This window comes from Vibrio phycocola, from assembly GCF_053850235.1.
Genome location: NZ_JBSQDJ010000002.1, coordinates 186205 through 207455, shown reverse-complemented (window position 1 = coordinate 207455; position 21251 = coordinate 186205). Strand labels below are relative to the sequence as shown.

Sequence of the window (21251 nt, the reverse complement as noted above, 5' to 3'; positions counted from 1 at the left end):
AATAAACAACGAGCGTAACACCATTAGGAGAGAGACGATATCTTGAATTAAAGCTATCGTCTTTAATTATTAATGAGAAGGCGTTGGAGCCACTTTCATGACTGTCTCATAACGGGCGCCATCTTCACTTATCAATGCTAAAGGAAAAGACTGTCCTTCCTTGAAGGGTTCTTTTATAGATATAAACATTAAATGGTAGCCATGAGGACCGAATTCAAGCGACTCATTAGGGGCCAATTCAATGACGTCGACCTTACGCATTGCCATTTTGTTTTCTCTCATAAACATTCGATGAAGCTCAGTATGGCTGGCTACTGGAGTTTCCGCACCGACCAATCGTATTGGTGCTTTGCTTTCATTGGTGATCCTCAAATAACCAGAACTCACTTTTACACCGGGAATGGTCGGTTTTGCCACCACATGGCTAATCGCTAAACCTGATCTGACTTCACTAGTTGTATTGTGAGCGGCTACCATCGACTTGGTTGTCGTGGGCTCATGAGCATGATGCGCTGAATGGTCATCCGCAATGACCGGAAGGTGGATAGATCCGAATACAATAGCGAAGCTAAGAACCATGGATTTCATTATTCGTTTCCTTTTGAAACCGTGTACTGTTTAACGACTCTTTCAATACGGGAGGCTAACTCAGTAGGAGTAGTACTGTGACTCATTGCATCAACTAGCCCGCCATTTGGATCGAGCACAAAAAAGCGTGAAGAGTGATCGACTGTATAATCGAGTACTGATGATTCCATACTTACGATATCAACATAGACCCCATAATTATCAGTTACCACATCAACTTCTTCCTGAGTGCCGGTTAACCCGAGTATCCGTTTGTCAAAATACTGAGAGAATTGATATAGGGATTCATAATCATCCCGGCTAGGGTCGACACTGATAAAAAAGCCTTGGACTTGTTCATAACTACTTGGTTTAAGTAAACTAAATGCCGCTGACATAACACCCATTGAAGAAGGGCAGACTTCGCTGCAATTTAGAAATCCGAAATAAAGGACGACGGTTTGACCTTTATAATCATCTGAATCAACGGGACCATTTAGACTGGTTAGTTCAAACCGACCACCAAGCTCATCGATAGACCTTGGTGTTTCGCCGATGGGAACCGTCGTATTGTTGAAATACAAAGACAATAAGCCTAACAATATGAGCAAACCAACGGCTATCGCCCAACGTGAAGGGTTCATGCTCATTAGCTGTTTCCAGTAGGAATTAGTTGCACCAAGCTTGCCACAGTTTGTTCGACACTATTTAATGTTGAAAAATCGAGCGAGATTAAGATACAAAATACAAAAATACTGACGATAGAAAAAATCGTTAATTGCTTACCCCATTGTTGAGCAGGCATTTTCTCGAACCGTACTTTTGCAATATAGAGCCAATAAAGACTAACCAAACCCATTCCTAATGCGTACCAGCTACCGACATACCCCATATAGGTGAGTGCCATTGCTGCAAGTGCAAACGCGACAATATAAGCAATGATATGTGTGCGTGCTTTCAAGATTCCAGATTGAATCGGTAATACAGGAATCGAAGCAGCTTTGTAGTCATTGAATCGATATATCGCAATGGCGTATGAGTGAGGAACTTGCCAAATACAGAATGTCAGAAACAGGATTGCCGCACCAGCATCAAACTGATTACTTACCGCACAATAACCAATGACCGGTGGACACGCTCCAGATAAACCACCAATCAAGGTGCCATGAACAGAATGACGTTTGTAGTAGAGCGAATAAAACCCTACGTAAATTAGCACCCCTAATACACCGAAGACAATTGCTAATGGTGTGGTATAAATTGACAGTACAGCAAAACCAATAATACCGAGTATCACGGCATAGATTAGAGCGTGCGATGCTGGAACAATTTTCTGTACTAACTCACGTTCGCACGTTCGCTTCATCAGCGCGTCAATGTCTTGGTCAATATAATTATTGAACACACAGCCTGATGCGACGATACAAACCACACCGATTGAAACTGCAAGAAACAGTTGCCAGTCAATATGTCCCTGTGAAGCTAAGAAAAACCCGCCAGCAGTGGCAATTAAATTGCCACGAATAATGCCGGGTTTCGTCAAGCTTATATAGTGTTTCCACATAGAGAACATCCGTTTAGTGTCCCATCAACATGTTGTGATTCAAATGCTGCATGATCCAAAGTGAACCGATCAGAATAATGGCAACGATAACCACAACAAATACAGCAGAAGTGGTGTTCCACATCTGATCAGATGATGTGTTCATATGAAGAAAGAACACTAGTTGTACAAGTATTTGGGCCACAGCACACACTAGAATGACAGGAATTAGGAACTGTGGAGAACCTAATTCAGCTCCAACCAGAATAAATGGAATTAGGGTGAGTATGACGGACAGAATAAGTCCCATCTTATACTCTTTAACGCTACCATGTGCTTGACCGCCATGGTGCTGTTCAGAAGATTGACTCATTAGATGACCCCCATCAGGTAAACAACGCTAAAGACACAAATCCAGATAACATCTAAGAAGTGCCAGAATAAGCTTAAACAAGCCAAGCGGGTTTTGTTTTCGGTTGTAAAACCATCACGTTTAAAGTGAGCAAACAGTACTAACATCCAAACTAGGCCCGCTAAGACGTGAAGTCCGTGCGTACCCACTAGCGTATAGAAAGAAGACCAGTAAGCGCTACTGTGGAAAGTCGCCCCTTCATGGCTAAAGTGATAAAACTCATAGAGTTCCATGACCAAGAAAGCAAAGCCGAGCGCAAACGTAATCAGTAACCATTTTACGAGACCGCGCATATCTTCAGCGTTTGCTTTCAACATTGCGATGCCAAAGGTAAAGCTACTCGCAAGCAACAGTGCGGTTTCTGCCATGACAAACGGCAAGTTAAATAGCGTTTGCGGATCGACTTGACCCGCGAAGCTGTTAGAAAACACAGCAAAAGTCGCGAAAAGTGTTCCAAATAGAAGACAGTCGCTCAGGATATAAATCCAAAAGCCAAACAGGGTGTCTCCAGCATAGTCATGATGATCGTGATCATCATGACTGTCTTGTTGAGTGTTTACCGAGTCAGTATCGAGTAATTCATTTGTAACGGTCATCTATACTCCCTCCTTAGCGGTATTGAAGGCATCGGTATTCCCCGAGTTGTTTTTTTCTTCAGAATCGCTGGCTTCTTGTTTTGCTTGAGCAACACGCTCTAAGTGGCGACCTTCAATCTCTTCAACTTCGGCAATTTCCACGTAATAGTCTTTACTACGTTGGAAGCTGTAAATTATCCAAGACGCTATAATTCCGACAAAACTAACGGCTACCAACCACCATATGTACCAAACAAAGCCAAAACCAAGTGTTAAGGAAAATAAACTAATCACAATACCTGCCCAAGTATTTTTCGGCATATGGATACGCTTATAACGATCTGGTTTTTGATAAGCGGTACCGTTCTCTTTTTGGTAAAAGTGCTCATCACGATCATGAATTTTTGGTAACACAGCAAAGTTGTAAAATGGAGGTGGTGACGATGTCGCCCACTCTAAAGTACGCGCATTCCATGGGTCGCCAGTGGTATCGAGGTTCTGTTTTCTATCTCGAATACTGATATACACCTGATACACCTGTGAGGCGATGCCTGAAGCAATGATCATTACACCGAGTGCAGACAACCATAATAGAGGCGCCCAATCAGGGTTATCAGCGACGTTTAATCGACGAGTCATACCACTGAAACCAAGTACGTAAATCGGCATGAAGGTAACGAAGAAACCGAGTGTCCATAATGAACACGAGATTTTTCCCCACTTCTCGTTCAACTTAAAGCCTGTCGCTTTAGGGAACCAGTAAGTGAAACCGGCAAAGTATCCAAATACTGCGCCACCAATAATAACGTTATGGAAATGGGCAATAACGAATAAGCTGTTGTGCAGTAAGAAGTTGGCTGCAGGTACGGCTAACATTACGCCCGTCATACCACCGATAGTAAAGGTGAATAGGAACGAAATGGTCCACCACATGCTGGCGGTAAATTCAACTCGCCCTTTGTACATGGTAAACAACCAGTTGAATATTTTAACCCCGGTGGGTATCGAAATAATCATGGTCGCAATACCAAAGAACGCGTTTACACTTGCTCCTGCCCCCATCGTAAAGAAGTGATGTAGCCACACGATAAACGACAGCACCATAATAACGGCAGTCGCCCAAACCAGAGAGGTGTAACCAAATAGGCGTTTACGTGAGAAGGTAGCGGTAATCTCGGAGAAAATACCGAATGCCGGCAAGATCAGAATGTAAACTTCAGGGTGACCCCAAGCCCAAATCAGATTCACGTACATCATCTGATTACCGCCCATATCATTGGTAAAGAAATGGGTGCCGATGTAACGATCTAAAGTTAGTAACACCAAGGTTACCGTTAGGATTGGGAAGGCTAAAACGATCAATGCGTTTGCACAAAGTGATGTCCAAGTGAACACCGGCATTTGCATCAATTTCATGCCTGGAGCACGCATTCTAATGATGGTAACGACAAAGTTAACACCAGTTAGCAAAGTACCAATACCGGATATCTGCAATGACCAGAGCCAGTAATCGACACCAACCCAGGGGCTATACTCCATTCCTGAAAGTGGCGGATAAGCCAACCATCCAGTTGCTGCAAATTCACCGATGAAAAGTGATGCATTAATTAATATGGCACCAACGACGAATAGCCAGAAACTCAATGAGTTTAAAAACGGAAAGGCAACATCTCGCGCACCAATTTGCAGTGGAACGATGACATTCATCAGACCAACAACTAAAGGCATCGCGACGAAGAAAATCATAATTACACCATGAGCGGTGAAAATTTGATCGTAATGTTCCGGCGGTAAATATGAGGCATCAACAGTCGCGGCCGCTTGTTGGGTTCGCATCATAAAGGCATCAGCAAATCCCCGTAGCATCATTACCAATGCCACGATCATATACATCACGCCGATTTTCTTGTGGTCAACTGAGGTAAACCACTCGCTCCATAAATACTTCCATTTACCTAGATAGGTAATGAGGCCGAATAGACCTATTCCGCCTAAAACAGCAATTATCATTACTGGTAAAATAACGGGATCTGTGTAGGGAATGACGTCCCAGTTTAGCTTACCGAAGATCGGATCGGGTGCAGCATAAACATCACCTTTATAAGCCATTGATTACTCCTGAATGTTTCTCGATGATGTCCTTGAATCTAAGCGGTTCAATGGATTGATAGTACGTTACGGGGTGAGGCGTCTTAATCTGCTCTTTCGAGTTCGCCTCCAACGCAGCGTACGTTGTATCGTCTAAAATATTCTCTGTGGACTGAATGTTCTCAACCCATTGATTAAATGAAGAATTGTCTTTTACGTGAGCTTGGAAGCGCATGTTTGCGAACCCAAAACCACTGTAGTTTGCAGAAATACCTCGGTAGACACCGATTTCCGACGCCATCAGATTGAGGCGGTTTTCCATACCTGCCATCGCATAAACCTGACTACCTAATTGAGGTATGAAGAATGAATTCATGGTGGCGTCAGAGGTAATTAAAAATTCTACCGGTCGGTCAACAGGAAACGCGACTTCGTTTACCGTAGCAATATTTTGCTCTGGATAAATAAACAACCATTTCCAATTCATCGCAACAACTTGAATGGTCAATGGCGGCTTTTCAGATTCGATTGTTTGTCGGGGATCTAAAGAATAAGATGTTTTGTAAGTCACCCAACCCAATGCAAGAATGATTAGACATGGTACAGTCCAAACAACGATTTCAATCGAAGTCGAATGCTCCCAGTCAGGCTTATATTCTGCATCTGTATTGCTATGGCGATATTTGTAAGGAAAATAAAACACCATAAATATCACTGGAACAATAATAATACCCATAAGCAAAACCGACGTGATTATCAGATCGCTTTGTGCTTCTCCAGTGCTTCCTTTAGGGTCAAATAGCACCATGTGACTACTGAACAATATAAGAAAAAAGCCAACTATGGCTAAAGCCACCAGTGCCAGCGCTGTTTTCTTGCTAACCCTTATTTTCATTGCCTCTCCGATTTAACATATTTAACATTGTATAAACTATCTGTTAACAATGCGTAGTGTTTATGGGCGTCCAGGTACTTAAAATGTTTTTAATGGACACTTAATTAAATTAATTAACTCTACTCTATATTATGACAGGTTAGTTCATCAAATCCATAGATAAATCAAGCTTTAAAACCATACTTTTAATAGGGCTAAGTGGCTAATATCTATAATATTAATTACTAATATATTGGGTTTTGCTTTGTTTATATATCTAGACTTACTAGTTAGGATTTAGTCTATATTATTGAATTTTATTACTAAAATTTAAAAGAATAATGGGCAGGAGTGTAATCAGAATGAAAATAAATTGCTTCTTAGAGGTTAATCTTTATAACCGAATTAGGTTACAAAGCCTTACAAACGTCATCGACATGGCAATATAAGTAACAAGTTTACGAATAGCGGGTTTTTTAGTCGAGAGATCTGATCGCTGAACCAAACAAACCAAGGCGTCGAAGTACTGGCCAACCGTTAACCGTGTCGATAATATCTACGGTGACCGTAATTTGATTTGTTCATATCCGAGTATTGATAACTACGAAGAGTAGAGATTGGTATAGCCACGATACTGTTTGTGGTGAGGTTATCGATAGACATAGAAGCGAGCCATTTGGTTCGCTTTTTGTTTTTATTCGGAGGTGGGTTGGTTAAATTTATTAGTACGTCTCAGATATATCGTACTTTTGCATAAATGCACTAGAACTAAAACACCCGACTAAACTTCCTAATGATATTGAAAATGCAAGAATAAAAATGACTGCCTTGGATATGTCCCCACTAAAGATACTGCCTCCAAAAAAGTAGCTCAGCATAGAGACAGCAAACCCAATAAACGCATACTTATTCAAAAGAAAGAACCAAGGAATCTCAAAAGCCCAAAGCTCACTGCGGCCTATAAACGTAGACAAGCCGCCAAAGACATATATTAATGCTCCGAGCAACCCAATGAAGATTACTGATAATATATAGGGGAAGAATGCCTTACCTGTAAACAAAACGTATCCCATACGCCAAGTATAAAAGAAAGAAACAATCCAAAAGATCACGACTGGCCCGATTATTAGTCCCATTTATTTTCCTTGAGTTTGACGCACATTAAGAGGTGAAAAGCAGTTGACAAAAGTTTCTGAACGAAGCGAATTCGAGCCAACTGTTACGAATCCGACTTTTACGACTTATTAGGCTACTGATTTTCGCCTACGCGCCACAACACACCACCCGGATCTGTTAAACAAAACTCGAGCATTCCCCACGGCTGTTCAATAAGCTCAGTGACCTTTACACCAAACTCTTTGTCTAGATTGAGATTTAAAATATGTGTATACCAACTTTTAGCATCTTCAACTAATAGGTGCATCATAAAGTTGTTACTGTGAGCAGGTTCGTAAAAGTCTTGAAGCAAGAAGGAACAAGAGCCTGACTTGAAATATGCGATACCGTCAAACTCAGATGCCATTTCAAAACCCATTGTCTGATAAAAGTGTTTAGAGACTTCAAAGTCTTTAGCGGGAACGAATGACTTTATTTCTACGGTATTCAGGTTTTCCATTTCCATCTCCATTTTATAGCGACTGGTTGTAGTCTCTTAGTGACTTGTTAGGCGATGTTTGACGATAAACTAAAACAGGATGGACAAGGATTCGTGGATACCTGCAAGTTCTTACCATAGCTTCCATCCCATCAAATCCACGGAACATTCCTCTAAACGCATTCTCAACAGATTCATAATCCTCAAGTTCGTCTTTTTCAAACTCACTTAAGGGTTTAAAATTTTCTTCTTCTGAACTGGGTACAGAGGTAACAATACCTATAATTGTAAGTTCTTCTGTTGGGAATGAACCATAAGTAAAATGAAAAGCCGTAGGATCAACAATTGTAAAATTAGATGATTCTAAATGGCCAAATAGATGCTCATCATTTTCTTCACTAAATGGGTACACCCTTATATTCGTTATATTAGGTAGGAAAGCATCTATCCATGTTTTCATTCCATCAAGAACCCATTGAGGTACAGTATCTACATCTGTGATAGAAGCTTTAAATTCATCTAACTGACTCTGTAATTCTTTAGCTTGTTGTTTTGCTTTGTTTTTTAAATTTCGCTCACCTGAAGTATTTCGTAAAACACTAATTTGCTCGACAATACTTTGATATTCAGGTGATTGCTCAATTGTGCTTAATTGACTCTTGTTAATTAATGCGGCTATAGAAGGAAAATCTTGACCTATTTTTTTCATTCTTTCATAGTCTTCGAAAACCACTCGTCCTGTGCATTTAACGCAGAGTGTATTTTTTAATATATCTCTCACTTCTGGTGATTTAAGAGTTTGGTTTTCACCTAACTTAGAAAGGTTTAACAAATACCCAGAAGAGCTCAACTCTTGCTCGAGTTCTTGTAGAAGTGCATGGTGAGGTTTAATTGTTGATTTATCTTGCTCTTTTTCTTGCTCAACACCACCAGCATCATGCTTAAATACTTTAAAATCATAGTTTCTTTTGTTATCAGCCGTAGAGCTATTTTCACGTTGAGTTTCTCTTAATTCAACTACACCACCTGTTAATTGGCTATATAAAGAAATTGCTTTATCTAAATCAACGTATAAATAGTCATATAAATTCATTTTTCTAAATATCCTTATTAAGAGAGTGATACTAATTAAGTCGCCTAACGCCGCACTAAGCGGACTAAAATTGTGGGTTATAATGTGTAGCGAAGCGAAACGTAACCCACTGTTTTAGTTCCGTTTAAGTGCTTTGTTATGTGATAATACTCGGTATGGTTTTTGCTGGTAGTGGGTTAACTCCCAAAGTAGCAAGTTTATTTGAAACCAACAAGGTACGAAGCTCCTTTATTAAGTCCAAAATATGACAACCCCAATTTTGTTTGATTAAATTTAGAACTGGTAGTAAAGACGAATCATAATTTGCCTTTTGTTCTGGTCCTAGAGTCATAAATGTTTGAATAGTACCAATTGCATTGTGAAAGTCTTGAACAATAGAGTGATCACTTTCAATGATAATGACATATTTCCAGCCATAATAAGTTTGAACCCATTTACCCGTAATAGTTGGTGGTTCAGGTTCAATTTTACCAGTAAAAATATTAGGAGCTTTAAAATTTCGTTGCTTTACGCCAACACCAAAAGAGTAATATTCTCCTTTCTTTTTCTTCCAAAAAGAGTCAAGCAATAACTCACTACCATGATTCCCTTCAACTTCACCTAATATTCCATAGTTCGTATGCTCTTCATTTTTATTTTTTAGCAGAATACAAAGATCTGCATAAGCTACTTTATTAGCAGCATCAGAATGGGTTAAGTTGTCATAACCTATTAAGCATGGGTTATAACTTTCTATAAACCGCAAGCCACTATTAAAGTCTTTACAACTTACATGAACACCATATTCTTGCGTTTCGGCCATAAAATCATACGAATGTAAGTCTGATAATTTTGAAACAATATCAATAAATATTGGTCTGCCTTCATCGCTAGTAAGATAATGACAGAGTAATGTTTGAAGACCAAAATTTTGTAAAGACTGCTTGATACCATTAAAAAATGCAAAGCCAGCTTTAGAAGCCAAGTTTTCGAGGGTAGGTTCAACGTTCTTCATATAGGGGCGATTGAATCCATCAGTCATAGTCTTTTGTTCATATAGCACTTCAAGTATTGAACAGTAATGCATAGCCCAGTACGAATTTAAATTTATATGAATCCCAGGCTTAATGATTTCTACAATATTTTCATTCATTTTATCGAAACCAATTCCTTTATCACATAACGCCTTGTTAAGGTGTGAGGCACGCAATACCCAAGCTTCCGCATAACACCTTAACCACTAAAACCAACGCATAGTAAAAATGCCACGCGTGCCGAATCACTCTTGAACAATTTGTTATGTTTCTAACTCACGTTTGACGGCAATATCCTCAGAATCTGTCAAATCGTAGAATTTACGTTTTGCTATTGCACTCACTGGGTTATCTAGCTTTCTGATATTTTTTAACTTCCATGCCAACCAGCCCTCTTCAAACTCTGACTCATCACAGCCTGAATGTTTGCAGTCCTCTTTTACCCATGGTTCACTTGAGACAATATCAACAATAGCCACAACTCGACCATCAACATCTTCGTCACCGTATTTCGTTAGACGTGTGTTATTTTGAACCAAAGCAACATTTAGCATTGGTAGTAGTTCTGGACTCCATGATCTAATTTCCAATGACTTTAATCCATTGGCGATCATTGTTCCCCACGGCTCAACTACTGATAGAGCTTTCAAGTTTTCCTCCATGAAACATAACATCTTTAATAATATGCCGGCTCGTTTTCGCAGGCTAGCTGTATAGCAAAAAAACCAACAAACATCTGATTTATATTAAATAAATATTAGTATTTAAGTAATTTATTACTAGAAAAAACGAGCCTACATAAATCATTCTTCAATTTTGGCGCGTTATCTCAAGAGTACTAATACCTAACTTTATAATATGTAACATATTTCGTATTTCACTACTAGAAAATCGAGCCAATTTAAACGACGTTCTCTCCAGATAGTGATAAAATCCCCGCACCAAAATTTCCGAGAACTCTCTATGTTTATCCATCGTGTTAACGACATCGACTGGCTGGTGATTACAGCTTATGAAGAACTGAAAACTATGTTTATAGAAGATGCCGGTGCTATCCCCTCTTGCTTCTCTACCACTAGTGAATTGAGCCTGATTGACCAAGCTAAGCGCACGTATGGATATTTGCCTCCACTCAGCGGCGTGATCACCGATACCGGCACGTTTCAAAGCCAAAATCTCGAGGAAGATTTACACCCACAGCTTGCCTGCTTAGTTGAAGGGCGTGGTCGGGTATTTATCTATTACGGCGACTATGTGGCTTTTGTCGATGACGAGCAAACCTTTATTACCCGATTGGACTGAAAGCTACTCAGTAAGTTGAAATCGGCGAATTGAATGAGGTCGGTTAACTGGCGATCGGTTTACCTAGCAAGAAATAGAGCAAACGATTTAGAATTGCTGCCTAAATTTTTCAGCTATTAAACCCAAGTTATGCATGATAGTTCGATTACGGGCTTGCTCATGAGCATCAGGTGCAAGGATGGCGATTAACAGAAAACAACTAAGGTCATTCCAGCCTTGGCAATACACTAAATGCTTATCACTCGTTTGGTAAAATTGGATGGAACTTAAAAACGGAGCATCACTAGAAGCTAAATGAATGTGCTTCACTTCCTCTGACTTCAAGATCGGTAATGTATTGGGATGATTATAAGCTTCATCTCGACCAAAAAAATCTGGTTTCTGACCCGTCTCCTTATAGTGTCTAAAGTCGTTAGTCAAAAATTGAAGCTCACTTTCAGTAAGCGAATCAATTAAGATTTTATGTTTAAAAATCCTAATATTTAATGACTTACTCACTCTTGAAACTCACCCAAATTACTCTCATCTAGCTCTGTCAATGCTTGAGCGTTCAGGTGTGCAATGGTTTCTAAGCGAGCGCTCATTGGTCTAAATGATGAAACGGAGTCAGCATTCTTCTCTTCTAAAGCTTTCATAAGTCCTTCAAAAAAAGTGGCGCTCATCATATAACCAGCAGGCTCATTGTTCGATAAAACCACGACAGGCTCCCCTGATAAGCAATCTTTAAAATGCTTTCTAGCTTCGCTTGATGACACTGCTTTTTCTGCATAGATTGTACTTATTTTCATAACACACCTGAGTACTTGATTGTGTACTTAATATTGTATATCGGCATTATGTGTTTGTACAGAATCAAGTTGATTGAGGTGTGTACTGTCACGAAATGAGGTGATTTTGAATTACAGTCCGTGCGCTAAACGCTTCCTGCCAACTTAAGAAATTAACTTAATAAATGATAAGCTAAGTTAGCTTTCCGATTAAAACGCTAACGCCAGTAGCAACGCGACAAACAGAATCAATGATATTCTCTGCCAAAACAGAATGGGATTGCGCTCTGCGATCGGCTTCCACCTGTTTTTATCCGCCTTGGGGTTTGGATTCGTGAGATCAAAGACAAATTCAGAGACCTCTTCATAACGCCGATGAGGCTCGACACTGGTGGCTTTTTTCAAGGCAAAATCGATCCAGTCTGGAAGATGGGTATTGATCGACGATGCAGACACATATTGCAGTTTCTGTTGGGATTTAACCGTGGTGGATTTTGATACCATAACACCATATGGGAATTTACCCGTGAGCATCTGATAGGCAATCACTCCTAAAGAAAAGATATCCGATCGGTGAGAACCAGCATGGCCAATAAAATACTCTGGGGCTGTATACTGGGCCGTTCCCATTATTGATTGTGGGTGAGAATAGATTTCGGTAATACCGGCGACATTCGTCGCACCAAAATCGATGATCTTAACAACGCCGAATTTGTCAATCATGATATTGTGCGGGCGGATATCCTGATGGATCATTTCCTGCCGATGCATCGCCTGCAACCCTTTCGCTATCTGGGTGATGATTTGTCTGACCGTATTGATATCAGGCTCAAGGTTGTCCTTAATCCACTGCGATAACGTTAACCCATCAATGTACTCAGTTACAGTATATAAGCTACTTTGAACACGATTTGATTTATGCGATTGCATTAAGTGAGGATTACTCAGTTTTTTTGCGATCCAATCTTCCAACAAAAAAGTATCGAGGTGCGCAATGTCCTGACTACTTTCAGCTGAAGGGGTTTTTAACACCACAAAAGTCTCAGTTTGTGTATCTTGAGCAAGAAATACATGACTACGGCTACTTATGGAAAGCTCTCGGAGAATTTGATAACCATCGATAGAATCTCCTGGAGTCAAAATCGGTGCAGGAGAGAGGTTTAACGCCGTATAGGTTAGTTCCGTTAACTGAGGCTCGGGCAAAGCGATAACATCAACAATTTGAATCGATAGATTATCGTCACTTCCTTTATCTAACGCTTTCTGAATAAGGATGTCACAACGTTCTTTGGTGTCAAGAGTCAGCTGACTTGCTTGTTTAGCAATCTCTTTTTCCGCAACAAAGTTAAACAAACCGTCTGTTGCTAATAAAAACGTTTCTCCTTCTTTCACGGCAAATGATCGATAGTCGATCTCGATCTCTGGATCTATCCCCAAAGCTCGACTTAAGTAACTGGTCTCGTCATTAATTCTGCGCCTATGGTCTACTGTCAGTTGCTCTAGAGTGTCACCGGTCAGTCGGTAAACTCGCGAGTCTCCGGTGTGAAATAAATGGGCGGTGTGAGATTTAATGACCAAAGCACTAAAGGTACAAACATAACCTTTATTAAAATCAAAGCGGTGTTCGCTATTTTTCGTCTGTGAGTAGAGCCAATAGTTAATGGCTTTGAGAACTTTTAAACCCGAACTTTTCACTGTCCAAGCATCCGACGTAGAATAATAGTCAGAAAGAAAACTCAGAACGGCGATTTCACTGGCGACTTGGCTCACCTGACTGGAACTGATCCCGTCACTGATTGCCACTGCGACACCTTTACTCGTTAAAGTCGGTTCATCAGGAACACGAGCGCCGACACTGTCTTGGTTAACAGGCTTCAATCCCGCGACTGAAGCCTGACCTATTTTTATATCAAGCACGATAGAACAATTACATTTCTACGGCTTTCTTAGACGCATCAATCTTACGCTCTGATTTTGTGCGAACGTGAGTAAGGTAGATTGGCAGTCCCACTAACAAGAAGCCACCAAATAGGTTTCCTAATGCTGTCGGAATTTCATTCCAAACAAAGTAATCAAGAACCGTAAATTCACCACCCATGATCATAGAGAAAGGGAACAAGAACATATTTACAATTGAGTGCTCAAAGCCCATAAAGAAGAACAACATGATTGGCATCCACATTGCCATCATTTTACCAGCCGCAGACGTTGAAATCATTGCACCGACAACACCCATTGAAACCATCCAGTTACACAACATTCCTCGGATGAAAATGGTGAACCACCCTGCAGTACCATGCTCCTGATACCCTAAGGTACGTGACTCACCTATCGTACTTACTTTGGCGGCTAGTGCTCCACCGTCAGTGTTGTAACCATAAGTCAAAATAAATGAAGCGAAAAATGCAACGGTTAGCGCGCCAGCGAAGTTTCCTAGAAATACTAAGCCCCAGTTTCGGAAAAGTTGATTTGGCGTACATCCGGGACGCTTATCAATGACGGCCAACGGGACAAGCGTAAACACACCCGTTAACAGGTCGAACTTCATCAAGTAAAGCATGATAAAACCGACTGGGAATAGCACCGCACCAATTAATGCGTTGCCCGTCGTGACGATAACAGTAATGGCGAAAAATGCTGCTAGAGCAAGAATAGCGCCTGCCATGTAGGCTCTTACTAGGGTATCTTGGGTTGACATAAATATTTTCTGTTCGCCTGCATCAACCATCTTGGTTGCAAACTCACGGGGTTCTATATAAGACATCGTTACTCTCCTTGAAATGATTGTCATTTAGTTGATAGCGATTTTCATGCCAACCCCTCAACAGCCTTATATCTCTAGTGATCGTTGGCTTTTTTGTTGTTTATTTGTTAACAATTCATACCATTGTAGAACAGAGAGCACATCGATTGGGCAGATAAACTACTACTAAAGGGTTAACTTTACTTAGCGGATTTGTCTATCTAACTTGTTACTTTTAAATAAACTTATCTTAAAATAAGCAGTACAAATTAATCTTAAAAACAAACTAGGACGTCATATATGTTGGTTATAGCGGTTTATGTTCCAGAAGATCATGTCAATGTAGTAATTGATGCCATGGCAACGGCAGGCGCTGGAGAGATCGGTGATTATCGGCGTTGCGCCTTTACAATAAAAGGTGAAGGAACGTTTCAACCCAAGGCTGGAGCGACACCCTTTATTGGTACCGTTGGTGAAGTTGAAGTGGTATCTGAACGAAAGATCGAAATGGTGTGTTTAAGAGACAAAGCAAAGCTCGCCATCCAAGCGATGATTCAAGCACACCCCTACGAAACGCCCGCCTATCATATCCTTGAAGCCAAAACCCTGGAGGATTTAATCTGATTAATGAAAGAGGCTCATACCTCCGCCAATAACTAAACACGATACGCTAATTTTAAGAAGCTTCTTTCGCTTCTCGGTGTTATTAATCATTGTCAGGGATAGTAAAAAACACAGTGACACGATAATAAAATACATCATTAACAGAGTATAAAAAGGCATAAGCAAGCTCCATTTTTTCATTGATGAATCTATATTTTCAATGAGATTTAGATAAATACAACAATCATTAATACGTCTCTATAGACATAATGACTCTCCGTAAAAATATTAGACCACAAGTTATCTAGGTTAGTTTCACCGCAGCGACACTGCATATCATCTACGAAGCTGAACCACGTGACACCAAGGCTTTTCGTTTAATCAGGAAGACACGATTTTCAGTTGTGTCTTCACTGCGCTATCGGGGATGTCTTTCACGTCATGCGTGACCAATACTGCGGGAATGTTTTGAGTTTGAATCTGACTAAACACCCAACTTCTAAATTGGTCGCGCAGCGTTTCATCGAGCTTTGAGAAAGGCTCATCGAGCAAGATCACTTTAGGCTCTGAAAGCAAGGTTCTCAGTAGACTAATACGTGAACGCTGCCCACCCGATAATGTCGCAATATCTCGCTCTTCAAATCCTGATAACCCCGCGTGATTCAATGCGCTCGAAATTCGTTCATACTTCTGTTGTTGGCTCAATTTAGAGGGTAAGCCAAACACCAAGTTTTCGAAGACATTTAGGTGCGGAAACAGCAAATCATCTTGAAATAAAATGCCGATTTGACGCTTGGAGGTTGGGATACCAGATAGCTCTGTACCGTTTAATATCATCCCGCCCTTGCGAGAGAACACTGGCGCTAAATCACCCAAAATATCCGATAAAATGGTCGACTTACCGGAACCACTCGGGCCCGTTATCGCGCCAACTTGCCCCGCTTTAACGGTTAAAGAGAAAGGTTCGAACAGTGGGCTATCACCCATGGCGATTTGAAAATCAATTAGCTCAAATGACATACTTTATACTCTCACCTATAACGAGCTTTGCTGCATCGCTTTTCGGTTTCTAAACAAAACGGCAGGCACTAAGGTCGCCAACAAAAAGATCACAAGCGGTAGCAATTGTTGCCACATCGCCATGACCGAGATTAACCGACGATCTCCACCGCTGGTCATCGCGACGGTTTCAGTCGTAATGGTGGCAAACTTCCCTGCTCCGACAAAAAGCGTCGGTAAATACTGAGCAATTGAGACGGAAAAACCTGTCGCAAATGCGTAGAGTATCGGCCGCAACAACATTTGAAATTTCACTTTCCAAAAACTTTTTACCGGACATGCGCACAAAGTGACAGCGGCAACACTATAACGCTGATCGAATTTCCGGTAAGGCCCACTCAGCGTTAGAAACACATAAGGAATAACAAACACGCTATGTGACCATAATAAGGAATAAAAATTTGCATCTAAGCCCGTTTGAATCAGAAAAACCTGAAAACCAAACAGAAAGGCAATTTGAGGAATCAATAATGGCAGATACACGATGAACAACGTTTTATCCGCATCATAATTTGGCTTTCTCTTTTTCACCCTAACTTCATTTTCAAGCATGACAATGGCAAGTACGAGCGCAAAGAATGCAGACAGACTTGCCAGTAACAAACTGTTATAGAAGGGTTCTTCGATGCGGTTAAAAATTCGGCTCCACGACCTCATTGATACCTGTTCAGGAATAAGGTCTGGATAACGCCAACGCGAAGCAAAGCTCCACATCAGCAATTGTACGATTGACGCAACGTAGAGTGAGATTAATGAAAACATGGCGAACATCGCCACTGGGTATTCCCAATATACGCTTCTTCTATGCGAGACACCGCGCAGCAATTGTCGACCACGCAGGTTCCTTAATGGCGCTTCTACGAAATGTAAACCAACCAACACCACAACATTGATAGCAAGTAACAGCGTCGCACCTGCTGCCCCTATCGTTCTATATTGAAAGTCTGGATTATAAAACCATTGATTAACCATAACCGCCAGTGTTGGTGGCGTCGTTGGCCCGGCGATCATCGCGATATCAACCACCGTTAACGAATACGCTACCACAGCGAAAAACGGTAATTTGATTTGTTTATAGAGCCTTGGAAACAACAACCAAGCCCACGCGTAACGTTTTGTGTGTCCCAAGCTTTCCGCCAAAATCAGCGTCTGCTTTGCTTTCAAGGTTGGTAAAATCGCCAACGACATAAACAATAGAAACGGTATCTCTTTTAGAGCAAGAGTTACGATTAAACTGATGCCATTAACATCCTGAAACGTTGTCCATAATGGCGGGAGCGATAAGCTTTCGGTAAATTGCGCGGCAAAACGAACCAGCCAACCACTCGGCATCACCAGCAAGCCTAACCCTATCGCAAAAGCGGCATGAGGTATTGATAATAAAGGAGCAAGGCTACGTTCAATTCGATTGAAAACCGTTGATGGGTATAACCCAATTAAAATCAGTAAGGTCACGATAAGTGCTAATAAAGAAGCACCTAAGCCCGTAACTAAGGTTTTTATGGTCGCAGGAAGCGCACCGGGATGGGCGAATAATTGTTCCCACGGCGTAAAGCTAAGCGTGTTGCTATTTATTGCCGGAAACCAACCGAAGGCAGGTAACCATGTTCCAAGAAGGCCAACAACAACAGGCACAAGAAATAGGCTCGTTGTAAGCCAAGGTGAGGCCCCAAAAATGGAGCCTCTTGATAAAACGGATTTTAAAATACTCAAGGTCGCTATTAGTTTCCGTATCGTTCTAACCAAGCTGCTTCAAGTGCTCTAACCCAACTGGTATCAGGTTCGCGCAATACATTAGAAAGCTCTTCATTTGAAAGGGTTGCAACGCCCTTTGGTAAGTTCTCAAATATAGCACGATCGCTATCGGTTAGCTTGCCCATTGCAAGAACGGTTGGGTCTCCCCAAATATCGGTGTTGGCTTTACGAGCCTGAGCTTCCGGTGACATTAGGAAGTTAGAAAAGACCATCGCACCTTCTGCGTGACTGGTATTAAATGGAATGGTCAAGAAATGGGTATTACCGATTGTCCCACCTTGGTGAATGTAAGTACGGACAGTATCCGGCAGCTGACCTGTCGCAATTGCGCTGCTGGCGTCAAATGGGTTAAAGCTAAGTGAAATAAAGATCTCACCATCATTCAACAACTGCTTCATGCGAGGTGCGCCATCGGTGAATGTCGTGCCCTTTTGCCACATGTTTGGATGCAACTGGTCAAGATAGTTCCACAATGGAGCTGTCACTTCATCGAAATTACTCTCTTCTACAGGCGAATAAAGTGCCGGATTGTTATCGGTAAGTTCCAATAACACTTGTTTTACAAACGTAGTGCCGTGAAAAGCAGGTGGAGCCGGGTAAGTAAATCGTCCAGGATTCTGTTTCGCAAACGCCAGAAGATCTTCAACATTGTTAGGTGCTTTAGAAACGTACTCAGAATCATACTGGAAGATTAACTGTGCCATGCCCCAAGGTGCTTCTAAATTATCAACAGGAACAGTGAAATCAAACACCGTTGTCGGTTTATTCTCGACATCAACATACTGATAACTCGGCAGGTCTTGTGTAAATGGGCCGTAGAGCAAACCATTCGACTTCATGTTGGCGAAATTTTCACCGTTAATCCAAATAAGGTCGACCGCACCACCTGTATCCTTACCAGCAGACTTTTCAGCAAGCACTTGACTCACCGCATTCGGCGCAATGTTTTTGACATGTTTTACCGTGACGCCATACTGATCGTTCACTCGGTCAGCGGCCCACTGAATGTAGTCATTTATATTTTCATCCCCACCCCAGGCATGAAAATAAACGGTTTGTCCTTGTGCTTTTTCAACAATACTATCCCAGTCTGCTGCCGTAGCAACCGAAGTAGACAATGCGGCGGCAAGGGTAAGTAAACGAGTGGAAAGTTTCATGTAATTCCTTATTTTTTATATGATTATAGTTAATAAATTCTGATACTCTCACAAAATTCAAGACTATCGTTTCACCAAATAGTTCCGAACTTACCAAGTAAACATAAGTAGCTCCTTAAATAAGGATAGCTCATATGAGAAGTTATCTGATTATCATTAGTCGTTCTTAACGGGACTATTGTTACAGTAGTTATCACAATATTTTTAATCATCTTTGTAAGCATATGTTTTCGCATGACTAACCTCAATAAGAGACACTGTAACTAAAACAACAAAGGCGAACCATTCAGGCTCGCCTTTAATTTGCAGTTACCACACTTTTTAGCCCACAAACGCTAAATTGATTAGGCTAATACATATTCACTAATCGCACGGTTAAACGTGACAATATCGAACGAACCTTTTACTTCAAAACGAACGCATCCGACTTCGCTCAAATAGAGTTCAATTTCGCAATCTATGTCGAAAGTTCCCGACGTTTCTACCGAGAATGCATTTACTTTACTGAAAGGTAGCGACGTATAGTCAACCTTTGAACCCGTAATCCCTTGAACATTCGCCGCTATAACGCGCTTATTTGTAAAGATCACCTGATCACGAACACTTTTAAATGCCGTCAGTATGGTTTCACCGTCTATTAGAAACTTATGAAAATCTTCTCTCGCATCCGAAAGCTTAATCGGCTTGAGTTTAAACACTGAGGAGTTTTTGAAATCAATCATTTATCTACCCTATTTCGATAATTTATACGAGTGTATTGAATTGTAAGGCGAATGGGTGAATTGAATGTGATTTTTTTGGAATTGGTCTGAATTAATGAAATCAAATTTACTCTAATAGAAATTCGAGTCACTTCATCGATTTCAAACAAGAAAAACGTCAGAATAAAACATCAATTTGAGAAAAATATCAGAATAACTTTTATTGCCTCACCAAATGATACCGCGTGCTTCGGCCACCTGCCCCAGATTTTACAAGACAACCAAGCTCAACCAATGCCGCTAAATGACGAGTGGCGGTGGGTTTACTTACCTTGGTGACTTTGTGGTATTGAGACGTATTGATCCCTTCGGGGAAATCACCATCCAGCATTCGATTCAGCACTTTGGTTTGTTCTCTCGATAACCGAGATTGATCGGTTTGTCGCCAAAAGTTCGTTTTGAATACCGTTTTATCTATCTCCTGTAACGCCGCATCAAAAGTTTGATTCAATGTTTCAAAAAACCACTTGAGCCATACGGTAATATCCATTCCACCTTTTTGAGTTTGCTCTAGAATGTCGTAATAGCTTTTTCGATTGGCGAGAATAGCCACCGACATGGCATAAAACCTCACAGATTGATGCTCTGCTTGAGCTAACGCTAGATCAGTGAGTAGACGCGTGATTCGACCATTGCCATCATCTAAAGGGTGCAAAGTAACAAACCAAAGATGAGTAATGGCTGCCCGTAACAATGGGTCGAGCGTGTTATCCATCCTCGAATCGTTAAACCATTGAGTGAATACACTCAACTCATTATCTAACTCCTCTCTATTTGGAGCCTCAAAATGGACAACAGGTTTATCTAACCGACCCGATATAACTTGCATCGGCGCATCACCCCGTAATTGCCCACCTACCACGGGGTTAAACATGGTATATCCCTCTGGAAATAATAAGGCGTGCCAATCCAGAATCCGCTGAAGCGTTAAAGGTGCATCTAGGTTATTAACCGCATCAAGCATTATTTCTGCAAGACCATCGGTTTGATTGGTGGTTGGAAAAGGGGTCTCTTCTGTTATATCCAATTTATGCGCGAGCGATGACCGCACCGAGAAGGCATTCAGCTTTTCGCCTTCTATCGCACTGGAATGCACAATGTTCGCCAACAAAGTATCGAGCATATTTTCTGTTTGATCAAAGGGTTGGCATAACATCTTACCTAGCAAAACGCCTTGGTTAAGGCGCGTCTCTCTAACGAGTGGCTCGATGATACCTTTATCCCAGTTAAAACTTGGCCATGACTCTTGCTGCCAAATCCACATAGATAACTCCTTAATTTGAAAACACCGCCTATTCAAATCACATTATGATTCGAATAGGCCCATTAATCAAATCAAAATATG

The 21251-nt window shown here is 41.1% G+C and carries 23 protein-coding genes; 2 read left to right on the top strand and 21 right to left on the bottom strand.

The features are described 5' to 3' along the window. Nucleotides 1–69: 69 nt before the first annotated feature. From ACWU4D_RS04240 to ACWU4D_RS04185, 12 genes are all read right to left on the bottom strand, one after another. Nucleotides 70–588 carry a copper chaperone PCu(A)C gene (locus ACWU4D_RS04240; RefSeq protein ID WP_456050148.1) on the bottom strand — a complete coding sequence of 173 codons (519 nt, stop codon included), beginning with the start codon at nucleotides 586–588 and terminating at the stop codon, nucleotides 70–72. Continuing rightward, nucleotides 588–1217 (bottom strand): SCO family protein, encoded by a 630-nt coding sequence (locus tag ACWU4D_RS04235; RefSeq protein WP_456050147.1) that lies wholly within the window; start codon nucleotides 1215–1217, stop codon nucleotides 588–590. The genes ACWU4D_RS04240 and ACWU4D_RS04235 overlap by 1 nt, the downstream gene beginning before the upstream one ends. Continuing rightward, nucleotides 1217–2131, bottom strand: coding sequence for a heme o synthase (cyoE, locus tag ACWU4D_RS04230; protein ID WP_456050146.1), 915 nt, complete (start codon nucleotides 2129–2131; stop codon nucleotides 1217–1219). The genes ACWU4D_RS04235 and cyoE overlap by 1 nt, the downstream gene beginning before the upstream one ends. Before the next feature lie 13 nt (nucleotides 2132–2144). Further along, the gene (gene cyoD / locus ACWU4D_RS04225) at nucleotides 2145–2483 is read right to left on the bottom strand and encodes a cytochrome o ubiquinol oxidase subunit IV (protein WP_456050145.1); all 339 of its coding nucleotides are present in this window, start codon (nucleotides 2481–2483) and stop codon (nucleotides 2145–2147) included. Beyond that, entirely contained in the window at nucleotides 2483–3118 is a 636-nt protein-coding gene (gene cyoC, locus ACWU4D_RS04220) for a cytochrome o ubiquinol oxidase subunit III (RefSeq protein WP_456050144.1), read from the bottom strand. The genes cyoD and cyoC overlap by 1 nt, the downstream gene beginning before the upstream one ends. Beyond that, the gene (gene cyoB / locus ACWU4D_RS04215) at nucleotides 3119–5167 is read right to left on the bottom strand and encodes a cytochrome o ubiquinol oxidase subunit I (RefSeq protein WP_456050539.1); all 2049 of its coding nucleotides are present in this window, start codon (nucleotides 5165–5167) and stop codon (nucleotides 3119–3121) included. A 28-nt stretch (nucleotides 5168–5195) separates the two neighbouring features. Further along, entirely contained in the window at nucleotides 5196–6080 is an 885-nt protein-coding gene (cyoA, locus tag ACWU4D_RS04210; protein WP_456050143.1) for a ubiquinol oxidase subunit II, read from the bottom strand. Nucleotides 6081–6781: 701 nt separating this feature from the next. Continuing rightward, complete coding sequence (locus ACWU4D_RS04205; RefSeq protein ID WP_456050142.1) at nucleotides 6782–7195, bottom strand: hypothetical protein; 414 nt, start codon at nucleotides 7193–7195, stop codon at nucleotides 6782–6784. Between the two features lie 113 nt (nucleotides 7196–7308). Continuing rightward, on the bottom strand, nucleotides 7309–7674 hold the full coding sequence (locus ACWU4D_RS04200) for a VOC family protein (RefSeq protein ID WP_456050141.1): 366 nt from the start codon (nucleotides 7672–7674) through the stop codon (nucleotides 7309–7311). Nucleotides 7675–7687: 13 nt separating this feature from the next. Continuing rightward, a complete protein-coding gene (locus ACWU4D_RS04195; protein ID WP_456050140.1) occupies nucleotides 7688–8746 on the bottom strand; it encodes a DUF6414 family protein in 1059 nt (352 codons plus the stop codon). A gap of 136 nt (nucleotides 8747–8882) precedes the next feature. Next, nucleotides 8883–9878, bottom strand: a complete 996-nt coding sequence (locus ACWU4D_RS04190; RefSeq protein ID WP_456050139.1) for a hypothetical protein — start codon at nucleotides 9876–9878, stop codon at nucleotides 8883–8885. A 144-nt stretch (nucleotides 9879–10022) separates the two neighbouring features. Further along, a complete protein-coding gene (locus ACWU4D_RS04185) occupies nucleotides 10023–10409 on the bottom strand; it encodes a hypothetical protein (RefSeq protein ID WP_456050138.1) in 387 nt (128 codons plus the stop codon). A 313-nt stretch (nucleotides 10410–10722) separates the two neighbouring features. Between ACWU4D_RS04185 and ACWU4D_RS04180 the strand changes: the two genes are divergently transcribed. Beyond that, nucleotides 10723–11061, top strand: coding sequence for a cytosolic protein (locus tag ACWU4D_RS04180; RefSeq protein WP_456050137.1), 339 nt, complete (start codon nucleotides 10723–10725; stop codon nucleotides 11059–11061). Nucleotides 11062–11148: 87 nt separating this feature from the next. Here the strand turns inward: ACWU4D_RS04180 and ACWU4D_RS04175 are convergent, their stop codons facing one another. The 4 genes from ACWU4D_RS04175 to ACWU4D_RS04160 all read right to left on the bottom strand — a co-directional run bounded on the left by ACWU4D_RS04175 (nucleotide 11149) and on the right by ACWU4D_RS04160 (nucleotide 14592). Beyond that, entirely contained in the window at nucleotides 11149–11559 is a 411-nt protein-coding gene (locus tag ACWU4D_RS04175; RefSeq protein WP_456050136.1) for a type II toxin-antitoxin system YafO family toxin, read from the bottom strand. Continuing rightward, on the bottom strand, nucleotides 11556–11849 hold the full coding sequence (locus ACWU4D_RS04170; RefSeq protein WP_456050135.1) for a hypothetical protein: 294 nt from the start codon (nucleotides 11847–11849) through the stop codon (nucleotides 11556–11558). Before ACWU4D_RS04170 ends, ACWU4D_RS04175 begins: the two co-directional genes overlap by 4 nt. 189 nt (nucleotides 11850–12038) lie before the next feature. After that, nucleotides 12039–13745 (bottom strand): protein kinase domain-containing protein, encoded by a 1707-nt coding sequence (locus ACWU4D_RS04165; protein WP_456050134.1) that lies wholly within the window; start codon nucleotides 13743–13745, stop codon nucleotides 12039–12041. A 10-nt stretch (nucleotides 13746–13755) separates the two neighbouring features. After that, nucleotides 13756–14592 carry a formate/nitrite transporter family protein gene (locus tag ACWU4D_RS04160; protein WP_456050133.1) on the bottom strand — a complete coding sequence of 279 codons (837 nt, stop codon included), beginning with the start codon at nucleotides 14590–14592 and terminating at the stop codon, nucleotides 13756–13758. A gap of 279 nt (nucleotides 14593–14871) precedes the next feature. Here ACWU4D_RS04160 and ACWU4D_RS04155 point away from each other — a divergent pair, with 279 nt between their 5' ends. Continuing rightward, on the top strand, nucleotides 14872–15195 hold the full coding sequence (locus tag ACWU4D_RS04155) for an NGG1p interacting factor NIF3 (protein ID WP_456050132.1): 324 nt from the start codon (nucleotides 14872–14874) through the stop codon (nucleotides 15193–15195). A gap of 360 nt (nucleotides 15196–15555) precedes the next feature. On the opposite strand, the gene ACWU4D_RS04150 is transcribed toward ACWU4D_RS04155, so the two are convergent. From ACWU4D_RS04150 to ACWU4D_RS04130, 5 genes are all read right to left on the bottom strand, one after another. Next, nucleotides 15556–16194, bottom strand: a complete 639-nt coding sequence (locus ACWU4D_RS04150; protein WP_456050131.1) for an ATP-binding cassette domain-containing protein — start codon at nucleotides 16192–16194, stop codon at nucleotides 15556–15558. Nucleotides 16195–16209: 15 nt separating this feature from the next. Then, complete coding sequence (locus tag ACWU4D_RS04145; RefSeq protein WP_456050130.1) at nucleotides 16210–17868, bottom strand: ABC transporter permease; 1659 nt, start codon at nucleotides 17866–17868, stop codon at nucleotides 16210–16212. Nucleotides 17869–17954: 86 nt separating this feature from the next. Then, nucleotides 17955–19145 carry an ABC transporter substrate-binding protein gene (locus tag ACWU4D_RS04140; RefSeq protein WP_456050129.1) on the bottom strand — a complete coding sequence of 397 codons (1191 nt, stop codon included), beginning with the start codon at nucleotides 19143–19145 and terminating at the stop codon, nucleotides 17955–17957. A gap of 344 nt (nucleotides 19146–19489) precedes the next feature. Continuing rightward, nucleotides 19490–19867: a PH domain-containing protein gene (locus ACWU4D_RS04135; RefSeq protein WP_456050128.1), complete on the bottom strand. Its 378-nt coding sequence runs from the start codon at nucleotides 19865–19867 to the stop codon at nucleotides 19490–19492. A gap of 199 nt (nucleotides 19868–20066) precedes the next feature. Next, nucleotides 20067–21170 (bottom strand): Fic family protein, encoded by a 1104-nt coding sequence (locus tag ACWU4D_RS04130; protein WP_456050127.1) that lies wholly within the window; start codon nucleotides 21168–21170, stop codon nucleotides 20067–20069. Nucleotides 21171–21251 lie beyond the last annotated feature (81 nt).